This is a genomic window from Gaetbulibacter aestuarii, assembly GCF_039537665.1.
GTDB lineage: Bacteria > Bacteroidota > Bacteroidia > Flavobacteriales > Flavobacteriaceae > Gaetbulibacter_A > Gaetbulibacter_A aestuarii.
The window spans coordinates 1,567,248-1,587,847 of record NZ_BAABAY010000001.1 but is presented as its reverse complement, the minus strand read 5'-3'; the positions used below and the strand labels follow the sequence as shown (position 1 = coordinate 1,587,847).

The 20,600-nt window shown below is 36.8% G+C and carries 24 protein-coding genes; 6 read left to right on the top strand and 18 right to left on the bottom strand.

The features are described from left to right. Positions 1-25 precede the first annotated feature (25 nt). Entirely contained in the window at positions 26-1,042 is a 1,017-nt protein-coding gene (locus ABD682_RS07160) for a 2-hydroxyacid dehydrogenase (protein ID WP_344740419.1), read from the top strand. 1 nt (position 1,043) lies between these two features. Here the strand turns inward: ABD682_RS07160 and ABD682_RS07155 are convergent, their stop codons facing one another. The 4 genes from ABD682_RS07155 to ABD682_RS07140 all read right to left on the bottom strand — a co-directional run bounded on the left by ABD682_RS07155 (position 1,044) and on the right by ABD682_RS07140 (position 2,969). Beyond that, positions 1,044-1,991, bottom strand: a complete 948-nt coding sequence (locus tag ABD682_RS07155) for a L,D-transpeptidase (protein WP_344740418.1) — start codon at positions 1,989-1,991, stop codon at positions 1,044-1,046. Positions 1,992-2,007: 16 nt separating this feature from the next. Beyond that, positions 2,008-2,184, bottom strand: coding sequence for a hypothetical protein (locus tag ABD682_RS07150; protein WP_344740417.1), 177 nt, complete (start codon positions 2,182-2,184; stop codon positions 2,008-2,010). Positions 2,185-2,209: 25 nt separating this feature from the next. Continuing rightward, entirely contained in the window at positions 2,210-2,479 is a 270-nt protein-coding gene (locus ABD682_RS07145) for a hypothetical protein (RefSeq protein ID WP_344740416.1), read from the bottom strand. Between the two features lie 79 nt (positions 2,480-2,558). Beyond that, on the bottom strand, positions 2,559-2,969 hold the full coding sequence (locus ABD682_RS07140; RefSeq protein WP_344740415.1) for a CBS domain-containing protein: 411 nt from the start codon (positions 2,967-2,969) through the stop codon (positions 2,559-2,561). 212 nt (positions 2,970-3,181) lie between these two features. Between ABD682_RS07140 and ABD682_RS07135 the strand changes: the two genes are divergently transcribed. After that, the gene (locus tag ABD682_RS07135) at positions 3,182-3,550 is read left to right on the top strand and encodes a Clp protease/crotonase-like domain-containing protein (protein WP_344740414.1); all 369 of its coding nucleotides are present in this window, start codon (positions 3,182-3,184) and stop codon (positions 3,548-3,550) included. 13 nt (positions 3,551-3,563) lie between these two features. Further along, positions 3,564-5,267 (top strand): ABC1 kinase family protein, encoded by a 1,704-nt coding sequence (locus ABD682_RS07130; RefSeq protein WP_344740413.1) that lies wholly within the window; start codon positions 3,564-3,566, stop codon positions 5,265-5,267. Positions 5,268-5,349: 82 nt separating this feature from the next. Here ABD682_RS07130 and ABD682_RS07125 read toward each other — a convergent pair whose 3' ends face one another. Beyond that, positions 5,350-5,952, bottom strand: a complete 603-nt coding sequence (locus tag ABD682_RS07125) for a hypothetical protein (protein WP_344740412.1) — start codon at positions 5,950-5,952, stop codon at positions 5,350-5,352. A 116-nt stretch (positions 5,953-6,068) separates the two neighbouring features. Continuing rightward, on the bottom strand, positions 6,069-6,443 hold the full coding sequence (locus tag ABD682_RS07120) for a hypothetical protein (protein ID WP_344740411.1): 375 nt from the start codon (positions 6,441-6,443) through the stop codon (positions 6,069-6,071). A gap of 213 nt (positions 6,444-6,656) precedes the next feature. Between ABD682_RS07120 and ABD682_RS07115 the strand changes: the two genes are divergently transcribed. From ABD682_RS07115 to ABD682_RS07105, 3 genes are read left to right on the top strand one after another with little or no spacing between them, the layout of a single operon-like run. Next, entirely contained in the window at positions 6,657-7,427 is a 771-nt protein-coding gene (locus ABD682_RS07115; protein WP_344740410.1) for an MlaE family ABC transporter permease, read from the top strand. A 2-nt stretch (positions 7,428-7,429) separates the two neighbouring features. After that, positions 7,430-8,209, top strand: a complete 780-nt coding sequence (locus ABD682_RS07110) for an ABC transporter ATP-binding protein (RefSeq protein ID WP_344740409.1) — start codon at positions 7,430-7,432, stop codon at positions 8,207-8,209. A gap of 12 nt (positions 8,210-8,221) precedes the next feature. Next, complete coding sequence (locus ABD682_RS07105) at positions 8,222-9,208, top strand: MlaD family protein (protein ID WP_344740408.1); 987 nt, start codon at positions 8,222-8,224, stop codon at positions 9,206-9,208. 61 nt (positions 9,209-9,269) lie between these two features. On the opposite strand, the gene ABD682_RS07100 is transcribed toward ABD682_RS07105, so the two are convergent. The 12 genes from ABD682_RS07100 to ABD682_RS07045 all read right to left on the bottom strand — a co-directional run bounded on the left by ABD682_RS07100 (position 9,270) and on the right by ABD682_RS07045 (position 20,458). Next, positions 9,270-9,938: a BON domain-containing protein gene (locus tag ABD682_RS07100; protein WP_344740407.1), complete on the bottom strand. Its 669-nt coding sequence runs from the start codon at positions 9,936-9,938 to the stop codon at positions 9,270-9,272. 106 nt (positions 9,939-10,044) lie between these two features. Continuing rightward, positions 10,045-10,542: a nicotinate-nucleotide adenylyltransferase gene (locus ABD682_RS07095; protein WP_344740406.1), complete on the bottom strand. Its 498-nt coding sequence runs from the start codon at positions 10,540-10,542 to the stop codon at positions 10,045-10,047. Positions 10,543-10,673: 131 nt separating this feature from the next. Next, positions 10,674-11,153 (bottom strand): pyridoxamine 5'-phosphate oxidase family protein, encoded by a 480-nt coding sequence (locus ABD682_RS07090; RefSeq protein WP_344740405.1) that lies wholly within the window; start codon positions 11,151-11,153, stop codon positions 10,674-10,676. 31 nt (positions 11,154-11,184) lie between these two features. Then, on the bottom strand, positions 11,185-11,640 hold the full coding sequence (locus ABD682_RS07085; protein ID WP_344740404.1) for a pyridoxamine 5'-phosphate oxidase family protein: 456 nt from the start codon (positions 11,638-11,640) through the stop codon (positions 11,185-11,187). A gap of 102 nt (positions 11,641-11,742) precedes the next feature. Then, positions 11,743-12,960: a metallophosphoesterase gene (locus ABD682_RS07080; protein ID WP_344740403.1), complete on the bottom strand. Its 1,218-nt coding sequence runs from the start codon at positions 12,958-12,960 to the stop codon at positions 11,743-11,745. Positions 12,961-12,972: 12 nt separating this feature from the next. Next, positions 12,973-13,602 carry a hypothetical protein gene (locus ABD682_RS07075; protein ID WP_344740402.1) on the bottom strand — a complete coding sequence of 210 codons (630 nt, stop codon included), beginning with the start codon at positions 13,600-13,602 and terminating at the stop codon, positions 12,973-12,975. Continuing rightward, positions 13,602-14,192 carry a CDP-alcohol phosphatidyltransferase family protein gene (locus ABD682_RS07070; protein WP_344740401.1) on the bottom strand — a complete coding sequence of 197 codons (591 nt, stop codon included), beginning with the start codon at positions 14,190-14,192 and terminating at the stop codon, positions 13,602-13,604. Before ABD682_RS07070 ends, ABD682_RS07075 begins: the two co-directional genes overlap by 1 nt. A 105-nt stretch (positions 14,193-14,297) precedes the next feature. Then, on the bottom strand, positions 14,298-14,486 hold the full coding sequence (locus ABD682_RS07065) for a YgaP family membrane protein (protein ID WP_344740399.1): 189 nt from the start codon (positions 14,484-14,486) through the stop codon (positions 14,298-14,300). A 12-nt stretch (positions 14,487-14,498) separates the two neighbouring features. Then, a complete protein-coding gene (locus tag ABD682_RS07060; RefSeq protein ID WP_344740398.1) occupies positions 14,499-14,804 on the bottom strand; it encodes a hypothetical protein in 306 nt (101 codons plus the stop codon). A 16-nt stretch (positions 14,805-14,820) separates the two neighbouring features. Continuing rightward, on the bottom strand, positions 14,821-18,018 hold the full coding sequence (locus ABD682_RS07055) for an efflux RND transporter permease subunit (RefSeq protein ID WP_344740397.1): 3,198 nt from the start codon (positions 18,016-18,018) through the stop codon (positions 14,821-14,823). Positions 18,019-18,071: 53 nt separating this feature from the next. Next, positions 18,072-19,142, bottom strand: coding sequence for an efflux RND transporter periplasmic adaptor subunit (locus tag ABD682_RS07050; RefSeq protein WP_344740396.1), 1,071 nt, complete (start codon positions 19,140-19,142; stop codon positions 18,072-18,074). An 8-nt stretch (positions 19,143-19,150) separates the two neighbouring features. Continuing rightward, positions 19,151-20,458 (bottom strand): TolC family protein, encoded by a 1,308-nt coding sequence (locus ABD682_RS07045; protein ID WP_344740395.1) that lies wholly within the window; start codon positions 20,456-20,458, stop codon positions 19,151-19,153. Between the last annotated feature and the right edge of the window lie 142 nt (positions 20,459-20,600).

The following is a 20,600-nucleotide window of genomic DNA, read 5'->3' as shown; positions in this document are numbered from 1 at the left end:
ACCTTTAAGAAAATGTCATTTACTCATGAAAGTTCTGGTTTACAGTACAAAAAAATTTGAGATTCCTTATTTGAAGGCCGCAAATAACGGAAAACATAACCTTACGTTCCTGGAAGAATCCTTGTCTTCTGAAACCGCTATGAAGGCTATTGGTTTTAAAGCAGTATCCTTGTTCACATCGGATAACGCTTCAAATATCGTGATCGAAAAATTAAAAGACTTTGGTGTAAAATACATCACCTTACGTTCGGTTGGCCATGATAACGTCAATTTATTCGCGGCTCAAAAAAATAATATTCAGGTAGCCTTTGTACCCGCTTACTCACCACATGCCGTGGCCGAGCATGCTGCTGCCATTTTACTGGCTCTAAACCGAAAATTGATCCAGGCCAATAAACGTGTAAAAGCCTTTAATTTCGATTTAGATGATCTTATTGGGACTGACCTTAACAACAAAACCTGTGGCATCATAGGAACCGGAAAGATTGGATCAGTAATGGCTAAAATTATGCATGGTTTTGGTTGTAAACTACTAGGTCATGATACTCACCCCAACAAACATCTTTCCGTTCAATACCAAATGAAATACGTGCCTCTGAAAACCCTATGCGAGCACGCCGATATTATTTCAATTCACGTCCCTTTGAATACAGAAACCCATCATTTAATTGATGCCTCGTTGCTAAACATCATGAAACCTCATTGTTTGTTGGTGAACACCGCTCGGGGTGCCATTTTAAATACCAAAGATGTAGTAGAAGCTCTTATAAAAAAGCAGATCCAGGGCTTGGCCATGGACGTTTATGAATTTGAAAGAGGTGTATTCTTCAAGGATTGTTCTAAGGCCATTCCAAATGACGATTTACTTATTAAGTTAAATGCCATGCCGAATGTGATTATTACAGGACACCAGGCGTTTTTGACTGATGAAGCTCTAAAACGAATCGCCGAAACAACTATTGAAAATCTGGATAGCTGGGACAAAGGAAAGAAACCTAAGAACGAACTTCATTTTAAACTGCCCCAAACGCAAAAGGTGTAAATTACTTTTTTGAATCTAGACTACGATATCCATAAATATCATTTAGGTGGCGCTGATTACCTTGTTCATCAACGACATCGAGATCGTACCTTATATTTATTTTAGTTTTTAACGGAGCATAATAATAAATTACCCAGGCATCAGCTTCGCGAGTTCCAATACATCCGTTAGAATACGCTTTTCCCAGGGTTATCGGATTGGTTGTTGGATGAATGAGTTGGCCATAACGACGGCCATTAATTTCAGTTTCTAAAAATGGTATTTGAGGCAATTTTGTAACCAGCCCGTCATCCCGTTTTGTCACAAAATATTCCTCGTTATTTACCGGATTAATATATCGGGGGCTCTTAATTTCATTAACTATGATACCCGAGCCGGTGCGGGTTCTGAGATCTTCAATCCTACCGGACATTTCAAGGTATTTCTTTTCATGTCGCCCAACGCGAATATCAAATTCAAAAAGTTTCAAAGTATCTTGGTAAATACGCAATTTAAATTCCGGGATATTGATATCAATTTTTAATTTTTTAAAGGAATTTTGAAGTGTGGTTGCTTCATTTAAATCCGGAATTCGTATTCTGGCTCCTTTGGGAATTACGATCATTTTTCGTTGGTCGTAAACAAATGAATTTCGTGCTTTCAATTTGTAATAATCTGTGTTTTGAAGCGTATCCAGGATCCATGGATTATAACGAACAATGAGATGTTCCGATAATTTATAAGGCGTTATGGAATCATATTTTTTTACAATGGAATCCATAAATTCAAAATAATGCTCCACCCGAATGTTACTATTGGGTTCAATGTTCAATACCGCGATATTAGAAATTTTTTGGTAAGTGTCTGTATTAGAATTTAGAGCCAAAAAGCGATCCTCTGATTCCTGATTTCCAACAAAAAAAAGAACGAAAAGGACCAGGTAGTATGATATGATTCTGAATAGATTCATAAAGGATGATCTCGTCTTATTTTCGGGAAAAGTGGTGAATAAAAGCAGTCATGATCAAACCCACTCCTAAACCTAAAATGATGGAGCCTGTAAACATGAGGGCAGATTCTTTTAAGAAGAAAAATCCAAGACCTAATCCACCTAAAAGACCACCACCAATGGCCCAATCACTTTTATCTTTATCAGTTTTCATAATATTACATTTTGATTATTTCATTTTAACCGGCTTCACTGAGCTTTTTACCTTTCTTGTGGGCTGCCTTTTTTCTTCGAAGAAGATTTTTTTCGCCAAAAGGCGGAAAACCAATTTCAGAAAGTGCATGCTTTACCATGTCGATGTCATCTTTGGTAACATATTCAAAATTTATCGTTCCAAATTGCTCTTTGAAACTGATGTTTTTAATATGATTAAATTCAGAAAGTCGTTTCAAAATAAGCGCTTCAGACGCTTTATTCTTTAAATTTTGTAGGTACAAAGTTGTTTTCATTTTAAAAAGAATTCAGAACATAGTTATTATCGCCTTATCGGCTTAAATTGTTATTTAATTAGCTTGTAATCCCAAAATGCTAGACCACCGTTTTACTCAAATAATAATTAATAATATCAGCAGTCGACACTATACCAACCAGTTTTCCATCCTCTAAAATCGGTACCGCATGATAATAATGGGTAGCCAAAACCTTAGCCACATCTTCAACAGTAGCTTTCGTAGTGAGATAAAAGGGTTTTTGGGTCATAATATCTTTTACCGTTAAGGTTTTGTAAACCTCGTGATCATCACTAATGCCCGCTCCAACAATGTGATACATAAAATCTACAAGACTCACCATACCTACCAATTTATCATTTTCGACAACGGGAATATGATGGTGCCATTTTTTATGCTCATAAATATGCTTAACATCCAACAAGGTTTGATCGGGCCTTACCGAAATAACGTCTGATGTCATAACAGGAATAATAGACTCTGACTTCATGGCATTCTATTTAAGTTTACATGCTTTTTCACTCTATAAAATTACATGATTAGCCTGGCTCCCAACATGATTTAAATCATGTTAAATATGGGTATTTGTTAATACATTTATTAGTCCAATAGCAGTAAAATAAGGCTATGACATGTTCCTTTACCATTACAGCAATGAATACACAGATTTTATAGATCGATCTAACAGAAAAACTAAAACCAATGAAAACTAAAACACTCTTAGAATACCTCACATTAAGCTCGAGTATTTATGTTTTAGCGCGAGATACCAGGCTTCTTGAGAAACTTCAGGAATATTCCGAAAAAAGTAAGGAGAATATCAATAAAGTTATGGCCGATACACCACTTGATGAAAATGGTAATGAGCTAGAGTTTCTGGATAAAGTTGCTTTAAAAACCCGGGAACTCAAAGAGGAACTTGATGAAAAAATAGAGGAACTCGTTATTAAATTCTACAAAAAAATTAAGGTGGCACATTTGGACGAAATTAAAGCTTTGAATGAAAAAATTGAAAAGCTGGAACGCACCACCGCCCTTTTGGAAGCCAGACTGAACAATATAAAAGTCTAAATACCCAGTTGTTATGGGATTAGTATTGGACATCAAAAAACGTTTTAAATCGATTTCCAGATATAACCAAATTCTGAGAGTCCTGATGAAGTATGGCTTTGAAGATCTGGTTCATTATCTGGAAGAAAATAAACGCTATAGATACCTTCAAAAAGTCATTCCCCGATCTTACAAAGCGCGCGTGGCAGAATTCAGTAAATGGGCCAAAATGCGTCTGGTTTGCGAGGAATTAGGACCAACCTTTGTAAAGTTTGGACAAATACTAAGTAATCGCCCAGATCTGGTGCCTTTGGAATTAACCCTTGAGTTAGAGAAACTTCAGGATAACGTACCACCAATGTCGGAAAACGAAGCTAAAGATGTTGTTGAAGCCGAACTGAAAGACAAGGTTGAAGCCCTTTTTGCCTGGTTCGAACCAACACCTTTTGCATCAGCATCCATGGCTCAGGTTCATAAGGTAACACTACATTCCGGAGATCGTATAGCCCTAAAAATACAACGTGCAGGGATTTATGAGGTCATCATCGAAGATATTAAAGTGATGTATCGCATTGCGAGGATTCTTGAACATCGCATTCCATCACTAAAAAGCTTTGATCCCATTGGATTGGTTCGCAATTTCGAGGTTTCTATTTTGAAAGAACTCGATTTTATTCACGAATCTATTAATGTGCAGCGGTTTTACAATAATTTGAAACGCGATCGTTCACAGGAGCAATTTGCTGAAGCGCCCAAAGTGTATCGTGAATTTACAACCACAAAAGTACTCGCCCTTGAATTCGTATCTGGAACTAAAATCGATAGGATCGAAAAACTAAAAGAAGACCGGGTTGACACCAAGGTTATTGCCCGTAGATTAGCCATAAGCTTTTTTAAGCAGATCTTTGAATACGGCTTTTTCCATGCCGATCCGCATCCGGGTAATTTATTAGTGCTTCCCAATAATCATATTTGCTATCTCGATTTTGGTATGATGGGTAGCATGTTACCGCGCGACATCAATATTTTCAGTAGTTTATTCATAGCCATAAAAAACAAGAACGTTAAAAAGATCATTCGTGTGCTTCAACATCTTTCTAACAATGCTCCCATAGCAGACAGACGAGCTTTAGAGTTTGACATCTATGAATTTGTAGAAAAATATTATGTTCGGGAGATTCATGAAAATGAAATGAGCACCATATTGCTGGAACTAAAAGATATCATTATCGTTCACGGCTTAAAGGTGCCTACTTACTTCTTTCTGTTTGCACGGTCTTTGGTTACCATTGAAGGTGTTATAGAGAAATTGGATCCAAACCTTGAACAATTCGAACTGGTAAAACCCTATTTAAATAAAAGCGCTACTAAAAAATATAACCCGATAAAAATAGGATCAAAAGTGATTAATTCTCTGATGGAACTTGTTGATTATATGGATGAGTTTCCCTTCGATCTTAAAAATGCTATGAGAAGAATAAATTCAGGCCAAATTAATGTAGATCTTACTCATAAAGGCATCGATCCCATGGTTCATACTCTGCAGCGTATTACAAAACAACTGATCAAGGCTTTCATTATGATGACCTTTATCATCGGGGCCGCTTTGTTCATCATTTTTAAAATTAGTCCATTATGGAATGGTATTTCAGTATTAGGAATGAGCAGTTTTACATTAGCCATAATACTCGGAATTTCTATGGTTTCGAATTTAAGGAAAGGCGATTATGATTATTAAACCATCCTAAAGAGAATACTAGTTTATAGCAATAAAAAGCACCATGTAACATGGTGCTTTTCGTGTTAAAAGAAAAACTAATTCAGGACTTAGAGAAGGCTTTTTTAAAATGATCAAATGCCTCAGAAATTTCACTCTGGAAGTGCTCAAGTCGGGTTTCTTCTTTTTCTTCAACATATTTACCTCTCAATTTATTGATAAAGGTGTTGAAGTCCTTTTTTCCTTTTTCAAACGTACTTTTTGCCTCTGCTTTATCTTTTTTATTGAACTTTTGTTCTAAAATTTCTAGTTGAATTTTAAACTGTTCCATTTCAATAAGCGTAAACGCATACATGCGTTGCAAGGTTTCATTGGTTTTAATTCTCACCTCGATATCATGAATGATGGAAAGCAACTGTTTTTTTTGTTTTTTGAAAACCTCTTTGGTCTCTGCCCTACCCAAAGCTAATTGAACCCGTAATTCATCAAACTTCGTGTGTAATTCTTCAATGTTTTCTCGAACATCTTTCACTTTAAACTCACTGTCGTGAATAAATTGGTTGAACTTCTTTTTAACCTCTTCATATTTATCTTTAGCTTCAGCTTTACCCAAAGCTGCCTGAACCTGAAATTCTTCCAACTCTGTGACCGATTTTTTCAACGCGGCAATAACGTTGTCTACAAAATGAATGTCCTTATTTTTCATGACGCTTAGTTTTTATGGTACGCTTAAAGGTCTCAACAAATGAGAATTTTTACAATGATGCACGTCAGTTTTAAAATGATTTTTGCTGTATTGAATAACCGAATTTCATTACGATGTCATTCTTCTATAGGGTCAAGAACTATGGTACGCGGTATATCAACATGATCAAATATTAAGGTTTGAAAACCATCAGCCTTTACCTCAAGGTAAAACAAGTTGAATTCATCAAAACATGCCTTTCCATTCTCGTCGGTATAGCGTATTTCGCTAACCTCCAAATCATTTTCATTTAAATATTTTACTAATATTTCAGCGTTTTCTATGGGATCTGTGTTGTAATTGTTCATTACAACAGTATAGCAGTTCGTTACGGGCCAGGTTGGATGAAAAATGGGAATTAGAGCATCTCCAATATCGATACTCGGGCTACAATAATTTAGAACAAAACCTCCCGCAATTATTAAAAAATAAGTATATAGTTTAAGTTTCATGGCAAAATTCTACTTTCATAAATTTAGCCCTTATTAGGTTTTTGTAACATGAGCGTCGTCAGTTAAGGACGAGTTTCTTAAGCCCAAAAAATAGTCCTGAATTTTCAGACTTCATTAGTATTCAACGGTTTTTTAGCGAGGTAAACACATGATTTTTATCATTTAATATCTACCCCCATTATCCTAACTTTAAATACTATAAATACTAGTATTTTGCTGAATACCATTCACATAGAAACCTTTTTTATCGAAATTGGAGAGCTCACTTATTTCAGTCGGCGATTCTTTAAGGAATTATTGAGGAAACCTTTTGAGTTCAATGAATTTTTAAAGCAGTGTTTTTACATTGGCAACCGGTCTTTGTTACTTGTTGGAGTTACAGCTTTTATTATTGGTTTGGTTATCACACTTCAAACCAGGCCAACACTAGAGGAATTCGGAGCCGAATCCTGGATGCCGTCCATGGTGAGTATTTCTATTATCAGAGAAATAGGACCCGTTATCATTGCCTTAACCTTCGCCGGAAGGATTGCTTCAGGTATTGGTGCTGAGTTAGGATCCATGAGGGTTACAGAGCAAATTGATGCTATGGAGGTTTCCGGTACAAATCCGTTTAAATTTCTGGTTGTTACCCGAGTTTTAGCAACCACATTGATGCTTCCGCTTTTGGTTATTCTTGGTGACGCTATTGCTCTTTACGGCTCTTTTATAATCGAACATTTAAAAGGTGATGTATCCTTTCAACTATATTTTAATAAGGTGTTTAATGCTCTTGAATTTGGCGATATTATACCAGCTACCATAAAAACCTTCTTTTTCGGATTTGCCATTGGCCTGGTTGGTACCTTTAAAGGTTATTATTGCAGCAAAGGTACTGTTGGCGTAGGTTCTGCCGCTAATTCTGCTGTGGTATTCTCCTCGATGCTTCTGTTTATTATCGACTTTATAGCCGTATTTGTAACCGATATTTTCTTTGAAATTTAATTATGGAAACCAAAGCAAACATATCACCCTTAGCGAAAGAAGCGCCTCCAAGAAAAGTGGTTCTCGAAATAACCGACTTGAAAAAATCCTTTGGAAATAATAATGTTCTAAATGGTTTCAATTTAAAATTATATGAAGGTGAGAATCTGGTGATCATGGGAAAATCGGGATCCGGAAAAACCGTGATGATCAAATGTTTGGTTGGACTCATGCAACCCGATTCCGGCAGTATTAAAGTGATGGGTAAGGATATCTCAACACTGAATCGCGCGGATATGGACGAACTGCGCACCGAAATTGGATTTTTGTTCCAGGGAAGTGCCTTATATGACTCCATGACCGTTCGTGAAAATTTGGAATTTCCTTTGCGCCGACATGAGCATAAATTTGGCAACATATCCGATCCTACACCACTCGTTATTGAGGCTTTGGAAAGTGTTGGTTTGGTAAACGCCATCGATCTCATGCCCTCTGAACTTTCAGGTGGTATGCAACGCCGGGTGGCTTTGGCCAGAACACTCATTTTAAAACCAAAAATTATTCTTTATGACGAACCTACAAGTGGATTAGACCCGATTACTGCGAAGGAAATAATTGAACTCATGCGCCGCGTTCAACAACAATACCACACCTCATCACTTATTATAACACATGATGTGGATTGTGCCCGTGTGGTTTCGGAGCGTATGATACTATTAGTAGATAACATCAATTACGCTGAAGGAACTTTTGAACAATTAAAGGCTTCAAAAGATGAAAAAATAAAAGCATTCTTTAAATAAAAACTTGTAGTCATGAGAAAAACATATCAACAAAAACTTAGGTTAGGCCTTCTGGTAATTTTCAGTTTGTTGCTTTTTGTAGTGGCTGTATATTTCATCGGCAACCGCCAGAACATGTTTGTAAAAACATTCAGTATTTCTGCCAATTTTAATAATGTAAACGGTCTCATGAAGGGTAATAATGTACGCTATTCCGGAATTAATATTGGAACCGTAAAAGATATTGTTATGATTAACGATTCTACGATAAACGTTCTTATGGTTATTGAAGATAAAATGGTTACCCATATTCGAAAAGACGCCATAGCAACTATAGGCACGGATGGTCTGGTAGGTAACATGATCGTAAACATAGTACCCGGAAAAGGTGATGCTGAACTTATAGCCTCCGGTGACACCATTGAATCTTACACTAAAATTGGAACCGGAGAAATGTTAAGTACCCTGAATGTTACGAACGAGAATGCCGCATTATTAACAGCGAAATTACTTAATATTGCCGATGCTATGGCCGACAGCAAAGGCACTTTTGGAATGCTTATAAACGATACGCTTGTAGCTCAAAACCTGAAACAAACCGTAAATCAGCTTCGGATTATGAGTATTGAGGCTAATAAATCGATGAAGTCTCTAAACGCTATTATTAATGAGATTAACTTCAATGAAAGCGTTGCCGGTGTGTTATTGAATGATTCGTTGGAAGGTCAGAAAGTACGGGGCATGCTGGCTAATTTAGAAGACTCTTCAATAGAAATTAAATCGGTGATCAACAATTTGAATGAAACCATTACGCAATTTAAAAATGGCAAAGGTGCCGTTGATTATCTCTTCAACGATGAAGATTTCGTTAAGGATCTGGAACAATCTATGAAGAACATTAATGAAGGTACTGATAAATTCAACCAGAATATGGAAGCGCTAAAACACAATTTTTTAACGCGTCATTATTTCAAAAAATTAGAACGGGAAGAAAAAAAGAAGGCACAAAAAAACGACTAAAAACACAAGAAGAATTTAACCAACCAACAACCGTGAATTTAGCCGTTTTCCACAAAAACACTTATGCATATTCAGGATAGTAATCAACTTTTAAATTGTTAACCACTTTAGTAACACCAGGAGCAAAGAAGGCAGCTCTTTGAGCCTCGTCTTTTTCACTGATAGAGTACACTTTACCGGATAAGGTAACCACAGTACCATTAACATCCACGTGGATGTTTTTAGCTTCAAGATCGGCAGATCTTTCGAAGGCTTTGGTAATTCTGTTTTTAACCTCAACAGGTTGTACTTTTTGTTTTAGTGTAATGTTATTAATAACTCCTTTTACACCATATAAATTCTCTACAGCGTGTTTGGCAGCATTTCTTTGATAGGCCCACTCAACCTCACCGGTTAAATAAACAAATGAATTATCCACCTTTATTTGTAATTTATCTTCCGGTACAGATGAGTTCCATTTTAAAGCATTTACCACAGATTTGGCGATATCAGTATCAGATTTGCCTTTACCCATTTTAAAATTAACTTCAATATCATCTGCCACGGCTTTTACACCATACACACTTTTTGCAGCACGTTCAGCAGCCATTTTTTTAGCATAAGATTCTACTTCACCTGTAAGCGTCACTACACCGTCTTTTACAATAACACCAATTTCGGTCTCATCAATACTTGGTTGCCATTCTAGTTCGTCAAGTACATCTTCTTTAATTTGAACATCAGTTTTCATTTTTTTAAAATTTTGAATAGATTAAATGATTAGCCTAAAAATACTCGAGCGTTATACTTTTTGAAATGATTTCAATCAGTTACCGAGACTTTTAGGCTAAATTTTTTTAAATAAAATCTCCGTTTTCGTCTAGCTTAACACGAATACGTTGCTTATCATTATCAAGTGTAATCTTGTATAATTTTCTAATATCACTTGGTTCGTAATAATGAACCAAATAAATATTTTTTGAAATGTTCCAGTTTGGAAAACGTCTGGCAATCGCTTGTCTCACTTTTACAGGCAACTTGATATCAGTATAGCGTTCAGCTGTTTTTAAAAGATTACTGTTGTTGTCATAAGTTGCTAAAACTTTTCCTTCAGGAATAATAAAATACACCTCGTAATAATCGTTTTCCTCAGTATAGATATCCAAGGTCTTAACATTGAAATCGCTAACTGTGAATTGCATATTTTGGACAGGAATAGCCAATTCAGAATTATCTGTAGCGTCCAAATATTTGTAATTATGTACGATCACAACTTCAGGTAATTCGGTTGGATCCTGAGCGAACAAAGGGGTGGTTAATCCCAAAATAAATAAACCAAGAATTAATTTTTTCATCACTTCAATCTTTAAAGATTAATATGTTTAAATCTATCCATATTCTAAACGATTTAAAATGATTAACATCAGTTATCTAAAATTCTAAAAATGAGCATGTTAAATATGTGAGACTTAGTGATATTTATCACTCAAGAACTTGCTAAATATTCCTTTAAAGGCAGTTTTTCTTTCCCTGTTATTTCCTGAATTTTTATATGATAAACAATAGGCTGTGCCTCAGGATGGGTTTTTCCCGAAAATTCGGGTATAAAATGAACCTCCTTTTTATCTTTTCTAGCAATCAGGTCTTTAACTCCTATCGTGAATTTATGCAATTCGTATTTGGCGTCCAGGCCCTCAAGTTCTTCAAAAATGCCATGAACTAAAATAGTTCGATAATGATCGATAGAAGTAATTTCTGCAACTTCTAGCGCTACAGAACCGTTGGCTCGAAGCGCCGTAGTTTTATGTCCTTCGCCCGTATAGCAAATCACTCTGAGGTAGTCTTTATCATAATAATAGGTTATGGGAATTACATAGGGCAAATTATTGAAAACATAGGCTAAATGCCCAATATAATTATTCTCAAGTATCTCGAAACAGGCGTCTTTTTTTAAATCGGTAATCATGGCTCAGAATTTTAGAAATTTGATTTTTTTGTTAATAGTGACGTTCCTTTCCTGTAAGTTCTTCAACTGCTATTTGAAAGACCACCGGTAATCCTTCTTTAAAAATTTTGCTAGAAAACTCACTAATGTGATCCATTTTTTTATTTTCCCGGGTTTGAATGATTTTTTTCACACCTTCAGAAAATTTGTGAAGATTAATTTTCGCTGCGCTACCATCAAACTCTCTGTAGGTTCCGTGTGCCAGAACAGACTCCCAGTTACTCACTGATTCAATTTCAGCAACCTCCAAAGAAACCGCCGTATTATTGCGCAATGCCTTGGTTTTATGACCATTTCCGGAATACCCGATAACAGCATTTTCAAGTTCATCATAATAATATGTTATGGGCACCACATAAGGCCTATGGTTATAAATATAGGCCAGATAACCTATATAGTTATTTCGTAAGATTCGTTGGCATTCGGCAGTGTCCAGTGTTTTGATCATGACCATGATTTTTTAATTTGTAATTGAATTTATTTGAAAGCAAATTCCGGGAAAATACCAAAACAAGATATCTTTTCCACAGGATTTTTTCAATGATATAAATCAGTTCGAATACAACTTAAGAACAGAAATTTCCGGACGCATGCCTAACCTTCCGGGAAAACCAATCCATCCTAAACCACGATTTACATAAAGATATTGTTCCTTATGATGATACAAACCGGCCCAACGTTTGTATTTGTACTTTATAGGACTCCACGTTTTATTTTTATAAGTAAAACCTAGTTGCATACCATGCGTATGACCGGAAAGCGTGAGAGCTATATCGGTTTTTTCAATCACTTCTTCATCCCAATGTGAAGGATCATGGGATAACAGAATTTTAAAAGGAATATTAACCACATAATCCATTGCAACATCTAAATGACCGTATTGTTTAAACGGCGGATTTCCCCAGTTTTCCACACCAACAATGGCTATTTTTTCATTGAGATAGCTTAAAGTATCTGAAGTATTCAGTAACAAATTAAAACCAATAGTATCATAAAAGACTTTGATTTTTTGGAGATTATTGCGCTTTTCTTCCTTTGAATCCCATTCAGAATAATCGCCGTAATCATGGTTTCCCAGTACAGCATATTTTCCCAATTTCGCCTTTAGTTTTTTAAATGTATTCTCCCAACCTTCAAGTTCCCAGGCGTAATTATTCACCAGATCACCCGTAAATAAAATGAGGTCAGGATGTTGATGGTTTATAAGATTAACGGCTTTGTCTAAAACTTGATATCGTTTGTTAAAACTACCCAAATGAATATCGGAAATATGGATAATTTTCAGGTTATTAAATGCCTTAGGCAAGGTTTTAAAATGAATTTTATGATGGTATATTTTAAAATTATAAACCGCTCTAAAAATACCATAAGCGATAACTCCGAATGGTAAAAATCCGGATAACAAGCCCACCAGAGGAATAATTAGCAGCGAATGTTTCTCTGAAAAGATCACATTTCCGAAATACAGTATTGAAATGGTAATTACAAAAATGATCTTTGGAATGAATGAAGACATGGTTAATCCGTAAAGAGATGACACCAGGCGGTGTTTGCGCTGTGGACTGATGTCATCCAGGGTGATCTTCAGAACCATAATTGCGGTAATAAGTCCGATAGTAAAACACCAAAACAAAATATGAATGGTATGTTTCAGCCAATTTGCTTGGATTAATTGGGTAATGTCTCGCAACCAGTAAAATGATAATACATCAACGATGAGAATGGCCACACACAATAATACAATCGTAAAAAAGGAATAGCTTCTCATGACAAAATTTTTTTAGCGCATACGTTCTCTCTGGATAATACTGTCGATAAAGGTTTGATTTTTTATCCAGTTCCCGGTATCCAACTTATGCTTCATTATAAAAACATAAGGAAGGGAATCCTTCTCCGGCTTATACACATCGGATCCCTGGATAAAACCTTCCCAATCCTCAGGCGCGAGTATTCTTAGATCTTTTCTATTATTCATGGTGGCATCTAGATGGATCACGTTCTTTTCCCAGACAAGTTCTTTACCAAAAACACCTTTATCAGCGAATCTTGTAATCGAGTTCTCCTCGGCATCAAAAAGCACTAAAACATAATCAGCTTTGGTTTCGAATTGTAAATCGACAGTCTTATTTTGGAACAGAAAAAGTAAGAAGACACCAACAAAAATAAGGCCCTCTCCGATCATAATTTTAATGTAAGTTATTTTATTGATCAACCAACGATCGATAAGGTAAAGGCCAATAAAAAAGCCCATTATAGGAATGGTAACCGCTGGATAAATGGCAGTTTCTCCACCCTTGCTAATCCAAATATAAAGGGCATTTCCCGCTACAAAAATACTTCCAACAACAAGAAAGGTTAACAGTGTTACAGGGAAAAAAATTCGCTTCAATATCGCACTCAACTTCTTCATCAGTTCGCATTTTTTAAGCGCCGCTTATCACGTAAAGCCCAGTAAATTCCTTTAACATCCGAGGCCCAATCTTTATACATAAAGATCAATGTAATCTCCTCAATAGTTTCAAGGATACCCACAGCGATCATGGTATAAAATAAAATGTATTCCGGACTAAAAAATAAGGACCACAAGATGAATATACTCTGAAGTATGGCAGAAAGTTTAGCCAAATACGTGTGAAACGCCGTTGCTTTACCATATCTGAGATAGGCCAACAGCATCTGAATAATGTAAGGCACAAAGGCTACAAGAATTAAAACCAAATTGGCTTTAATAAATCGCGTTTCAAAATAAAATAGCCCCAGAAGCCCAACGATTAAGGTAACCTGATCACCAAATGAATCAAGTTGTGAGCCCCTGGGACTTGCTATTTTTAATTTTCGAGCTAAATAACCATCAATAGCATCGGTTAAATAGCTTAGTAATAACAACCAGGTAAAGAGGTTCCGATTGTCTGAAAACAACAAAACTATTAAAATAGGTGCAGCAGCGATCCTGTAAAATGAGAACCAATCAGCAATATTATAGTTTCTGAATGTAAGCATAGCGTATTTTCATGTTTACATAAAAATACAACACCCACTATTCAATAAAAATGAGAATTGTCAGTTAAACCCTCGCTACACCAATTAAATATGGTTTTTAAAAACCTAAGACTTTACTTTAAAAACCTTCTCTAAAATGGTATCCATCAAACACCATTTTGTTAGTGAGGATTGTAGCAAATTAGCGCCTACAAAGGCTGTAAACCACAACCAATTGATATTTACATAAATTGCTAATAATAAGCTCACTAAAATAAAAGTTCCTGCAATGCCTCTTACTATTCTGTTTTTCATAAGTATGTAATTTTAAATGTATTTTTCTATCGGTACCACAATAGCCCGGATGGGGTTTTGCGTTACTAAATTCTTATTAAATGCTTTAATTAATTTGAAGGCTTCTTCGATCTTTTCGTCATCTGTGAAGGAAAAGAACATTCTGGAATCTGTAGCGCCTTTATGCATCGGAAACCAGCTTTCAGTCACCAATAATTCAGGTGAATTCTTATAACCTTCAATATCGGACTCACTAAAATTATTTATCTTAGCTTCTTTGAATAGCTGTAAAATATCCTTGTGATATTCTTCAACAACTGTTACGATAATTAGTTTCATGTTGTTTGCTGTTAAATTATTTGAAATGCTTCTTTTCTATCATGTAATACACCAATGGCACGACCAACAGTGTTAACACGGTAGACACAATAGTTCCTCCCATTAATGATATTGCCAAGCCCTGGAAAATAGGATCGAAAAGAATTACGAATGCTCCAATAACTACAGTTCCTGCAGTTAACAAAATTGGTGTAGTTCGCACCGCTCCGGCTTCAATCACGGCTTGTTTTAATGGTAAACCTTCATCGGTTCTCAGGTTGATAAAGTCGATAAGCAATACCGAATTTCGAACCATGATTCCCGCTAAGGCGATCATACCAATAAATGAGGTTGCTGTAAAGTAAGCCCCCATCAACCAGTGTCCGAGGATGATCCCTATTAACGATAACGGAATGGCCACCATCATCACTATCGGAGCTTTAAAGTTCTGGAACCAACCAACGATCAGGATGTAAATCAAGATAATAGCACCCAAAAATGCAATACCTAAATCCCGGAATACCTCAAGTGTAATTTGCCATTCGCCATCCCATTTTACAGTATAATTATCTTCGAATTCAGGTTGTCCCAGATACATTTCCTTCATTTTGTAACCCTTAGGCAAGGGAATGTCCTGCAACTTCTCAGTCATACCTAAAATAGCATAAGCAGGACTCTCCAATTTTCCGGCCATATCGGCCAAAACATAAACCACAGGCTTCTGATTCTTGTGATAAATACTTTTTGGCGCGATGGTTTTTTTGATATCCACCAGATCAGCAATAGGAACCAAATTCCCTTGTTTCGATTTTACTTTTAGTTGAGAAATATCGTTCACTGTAGATTTCTCTTTTTCATCTAAAGTCAATACAATACCTACCTGATTTATAGCATGTTCATCATACAGATTCGTTACCGGCCTGTTAGACAAGGCCATGTTCATCGTGGCCGTTATTTGCTGCGGCGCTACACCGTAAAGCATCGCTTTCTCCTTATTGATCTCAAACTTATATTCCGTTTGATTTGCTTCAACCATCCAATCTACATCCACAACATCCTGAGTGTGTTCTAGAATGCTTTTAAGACTATCAGCAACCTTTATTTGTTCTTGATAATCAGGACCATAAACTTCGCCAACAATAGTTGATAATACAGGGGGTCCCGGTGGCACTTCAACCAATTTCACATTGGCATTGTATTTTTTAGCGATCTTTTGAATATCCTGTCTTAATCGACGTACGATATCGTGACTTTGATCACTTCGTTCTTCCTTATCTAATAAATTTACCTGGATATCGGCCATGTTACTACCACCACGCAGATCGTAGTGACGCACCAAACCGTTAAAGGTAATAGGTGCCGAAGTTCCAACATAATTCTGGTAATTAATCACCTCTGGACGCGTTGCTAAATATTGAGAGATTTCCTTAGCCACGACGCCTGTTCTTTCCAGTGTTGTGCCCTCCGGCATGTCTATTACCACCTGAAATTCGTTCTTGTTATCAAATGGAAGCATTTTTACAGCAACCGATTTGGTAAAGAACATCAACATAGTAAGTAATAATAACAGGAACGTACCTCCCAGGAACAACCAGCGTTTTGCTTTGTTTTCTAATAACGGACGCTCAAACTTGTTATAAATTTTATATATATAAGTATCTTCCAAAGGCTTTTTGGTTTCCTCTTCTTCCTCCTGTTTCTTATCTTTTTCTCTAAGGAAAATAAATCCGAGATATGGTGTGATCGTTAAGGCTACAAATAGCGACAAGATCATGGCGATGGAAGCCCCGATAGGCATTGGTGCCATATATGGCCCCATTAATCCAGATACGAATGCCATAGGTAAAACCGAAGCAATTACTGTAAACGTAGCCAGGATGGTTGGATTACCAACCTCGTTGATCGCATATAATGCTGCCTGTTTAAAGGGCAAACGTTTCATCTTGAAATGCCTATGCATATTCTCAGCGATGATGATCGAGTCGTCGACGACAATACCGGTTACAAATACCAAAGCGAATAAGGTAATTCTATTCAGCGTGTAATCCAGCATGTAATAGCTCAGCAGTGTTAAAGCGAAGGTAATTGGAACGGATAAAAATACGACCAGTCCGCCACGCCAGCCCATAGCCAGCATCACCACAATGGTTACGGCAAAAATAGATCCGATAAGGTGCCATAGTAATTCAGACACTTTATTCGAAGCCGTTTCACCATAATTTCTGGTAATTTCAACATGAACGTCATCAGGGATCAGGGTTTTTCGCAAATGCTGAACTTTATCAAGAACTACATCAGCGATCTGCATCGCATCAGCTCCCTTGCGTTTCGCAACGGAAATTGTTACAGCCGGATATTCCGATTTGTATTCCGAAGCTTTTTCACTGCCCTTTCCAAATCCTAAACTCACATATTTTTGAGGTACTTGCGGCCCATCAATAATATCAGCAACTTGCTTCAAATAAATAGGCTGATTCTGTTGTACCCCAACAACCAAATTTTCAACATCTTCTGCCGAGGTTAAGAACTTCCCGGTATTTACCAAAAACTCGGTATCATTGTTATCAAAGCTACCGGAATTCAATTGGCTGTTATTCGCTTTTATCATTTGCGAAACGGTAAGGAAATCCAAACCACTAGCTGCCAATTTATCCTTATCTAAAACCACACGGATCTGACGATCTCTTCCTCCAATTTTATGGGTAACAGCAACGTCGTTCACCTTTTTAACCTCGACTTCGAGTTTATCGGCGAGTTGACCTAACTGATAATCGTCGTAATTTTTACTCCATAAAGTCAATCCTAAAACAGGGACATCATCAATAGCCCGTGTTTTCACCAATGGAAACGTAACACCCTCAGGCATTTCATCCATATGCTTATTGATCTCGTTGTAAAGTTTTACAAACGAACGCTCAATATCTTCACCAACATAAAACTGCACGATCACCATGCCTTGTTGGTCTGAGGAGGTAGAATATACGTATTCAACTCCTGTAATATTCGAAATTAACTGCTCTAAAGGCTTTACAACGCGCGACTCTACCTCTGTAGGATTTGCACCGGGATATCCCACAAAAATATCAGCGATAGGGACATCGATTTGCGGTTCTTCTTCCCGCGGAATCAAATACGAGCTGTACACGCCAACAACCATGAATACGATCATTAATAACACCGTAAGCTTTGATTGTAAAAAGACCTTGGCAATTTTTCCTGCTATACCTTCTTTCATATCTTAAGACCCATTAACTCCTTTCGGATTGTTATTTCGGGTTGTTTTTTTAGTTAGTATTTTATTTTTACACCATTATAAAGTTTCCCGTCTGCAGAAACAATGTAGGTTTCATCAGCACTAAGTCCGGACAAAACCTCAACCTGATCACCCATAGTTCTACCTAATCGCAACCAACGCAAAATGGCTGTATTGCTCTGACTTACGGTATAAATTCCGGTTAATTGACCATCGTGAATAATGGCATCAGCCGGAACTACCACCATTTGAGAATCTGAAGTTCTGGTTACAGGAAATTGCACTGTAGTGAACATACCCGATAAAATCGGGGCATCGGTTTTATCCAAAGCAATTTTTACCAAATACTGTCCGCCGGTATTTTTTGCAGAAGTACTCACCTCTTCCACTTTACCTTTCACCGCCTTGTTAATGGATTTTACCAATACATCAACAGGAGTCCCTTTTTCAATTTGAGATATCTCGGTTTCCGGCACCATGGCGATAACTTCATAATCGTTTGGAACTTCAATACTAATCAGGGGCATTCCCGGATTAGCCATGTCGCCCGCTTCAATATATTTGTTCGTAATGGTTCCAGAGAAAGGTGCCGTAATATTAGTGTATGCTAACTGGGCATTAACTTCATTTTTCTTTTGCTTAGCAGCTTCTAATTGTGCTTTGGCAATTTCATAATGCGCCGTCATGTCATCCATTTCTTTTTGCGAGGCACTGTTATCAGCAAATAAATTCTGAAAACGTTTATAATCTTTTTCAGCATTATTAAAAGCAACCGTTGCCTGCGAAATAGCAGCATCAACCTGTGCTTTTTGGGCCATCAGATCAGCACTGTTGATGGATATCAACATCTGACCTTTTTTTACAGAATCTCCAACATTCACATAAACTTTGTTCACATAACCCATCATTCTTGTGCTAAGGTCTGCACTGTTGGTGGATTGAATCTTTCCACTTACACTTAATAAAGGTGTGGTTTGGTTCTCTGTAACCTGATTCACTTTAACCGCTACAGCAGCCTCATCACTGGTAGTTTCGTTGTTCTTACTCCCACAACTTGCTAATAAAAGGGCTACTGAAAAAGTCAGGGGGATATATATTTTTTTCATCTTGTTCATTATTCTTTAGTTAAAAATTGTAAGTATGATTGTGCGTAATTGTATTCAAAAATGGTTTGGTAATACTCTAATTGTTTTTGAGCGTACTGTGTTTCAGCCTGCAAAAGGTCTGAGGTTTTTTCAAGGCCTTCTTCGAACCGATTTTTTCTGATACGAAGTGATTCTTCCGATTGTTGCATGGCCAAAGCACTTAAACCTAGCTTGTTCTTGGCATCCAAAAAGGCGCGCTTCGCTTTGTTTAGTTCCAGATTGCTTTTAGACAAATATTGCTGATATTCCAGCTTGGATTTTTCGTATTCTGCATGACTTTTTTGAGCTTTCCCAAAGCGTTTTGATCCTTTGAAAATATCCCAACTCAATTTGGCTCCAATCAGGTAACCATTAGCATCGCCTTGAAATATTTGATCATCGTACAACTGGTAATTCCCAAAAGCATTCAAGGTTGGTAGAAAGTCCATTTTATCAGCTTTGTTCATGGCCTTATAAGCTTCTGAAGCCAAAGCCATAGCTTTAATATCGGCTCTGTTTACCGGAACAGCATCAAATACTACATCTGCCTGATTCAAATCCAGGTCATCAGAAGGTTTATAGATCACAAAACGGTCGTCATTCATTAAAAATGACACATAATTGGAAGCGTTCTGGACGTTACTCTTGGCATTTTGCAATTGGTTCTCAACTTCGGTTACACGTACCTCCATATTAAGGACATCGGCACGTTGTAAATACCCTTGTTTGAAATTATCCTCAACCATTTTTTTATTGGCCTGAGCTGTTTTTAAAGCTTGTTCCCAAACTTTCACAGCTTTGTAAGCTAATTGCAGTTGCATGTAAGCCTTTTCAACCTCAAAAGCTAAATAATCTTGAGTACGCTGCGTTTTCAAAGACATAGCCTCCATTTTGGAATGCGCAGCCTTGCGCTGATAAACCCCATCCAAATTGATAAGAGGTTGCTGGATTTCCAACATAGTTGCATAATTCTCGATCTGACCCGGGTCATTCAATAAAGCCGGATTAAAATCGTTTTGCGTAACAATTTCCTGGTTTAATTTAGATCCGAAGGCCATCAAAGGATTATTGGTAGCGATTGCTGTATGACTCAAAGTAATATTGGGTAAAAACACAGCATTCGTTTGCCGGTAATCTGCACGGGCCTGTTTAAATTCTTCTTCTGAAATCTTAATGCTTGTATTGTTTTCAGATACCTTTGCTAGCACATCCGATTTTGAAATTGGAACAACCTCTTGCGCCTGTAGCATGAGGTTTAGTGTTAAAAAGCTAATTGTTATAAAGATTTTGATTTTCATAGATTTATCTTATTATGGCGCAAAAATAAATAGACTGAATCGTCTTCTTTGTAACTAATATTACTTAAGGTTTTCAGGACCTTGCCTAATATTAGTACACTGCACTCTTAAGGAAAACCAGAAATTTATTTTCTAGTGGCTG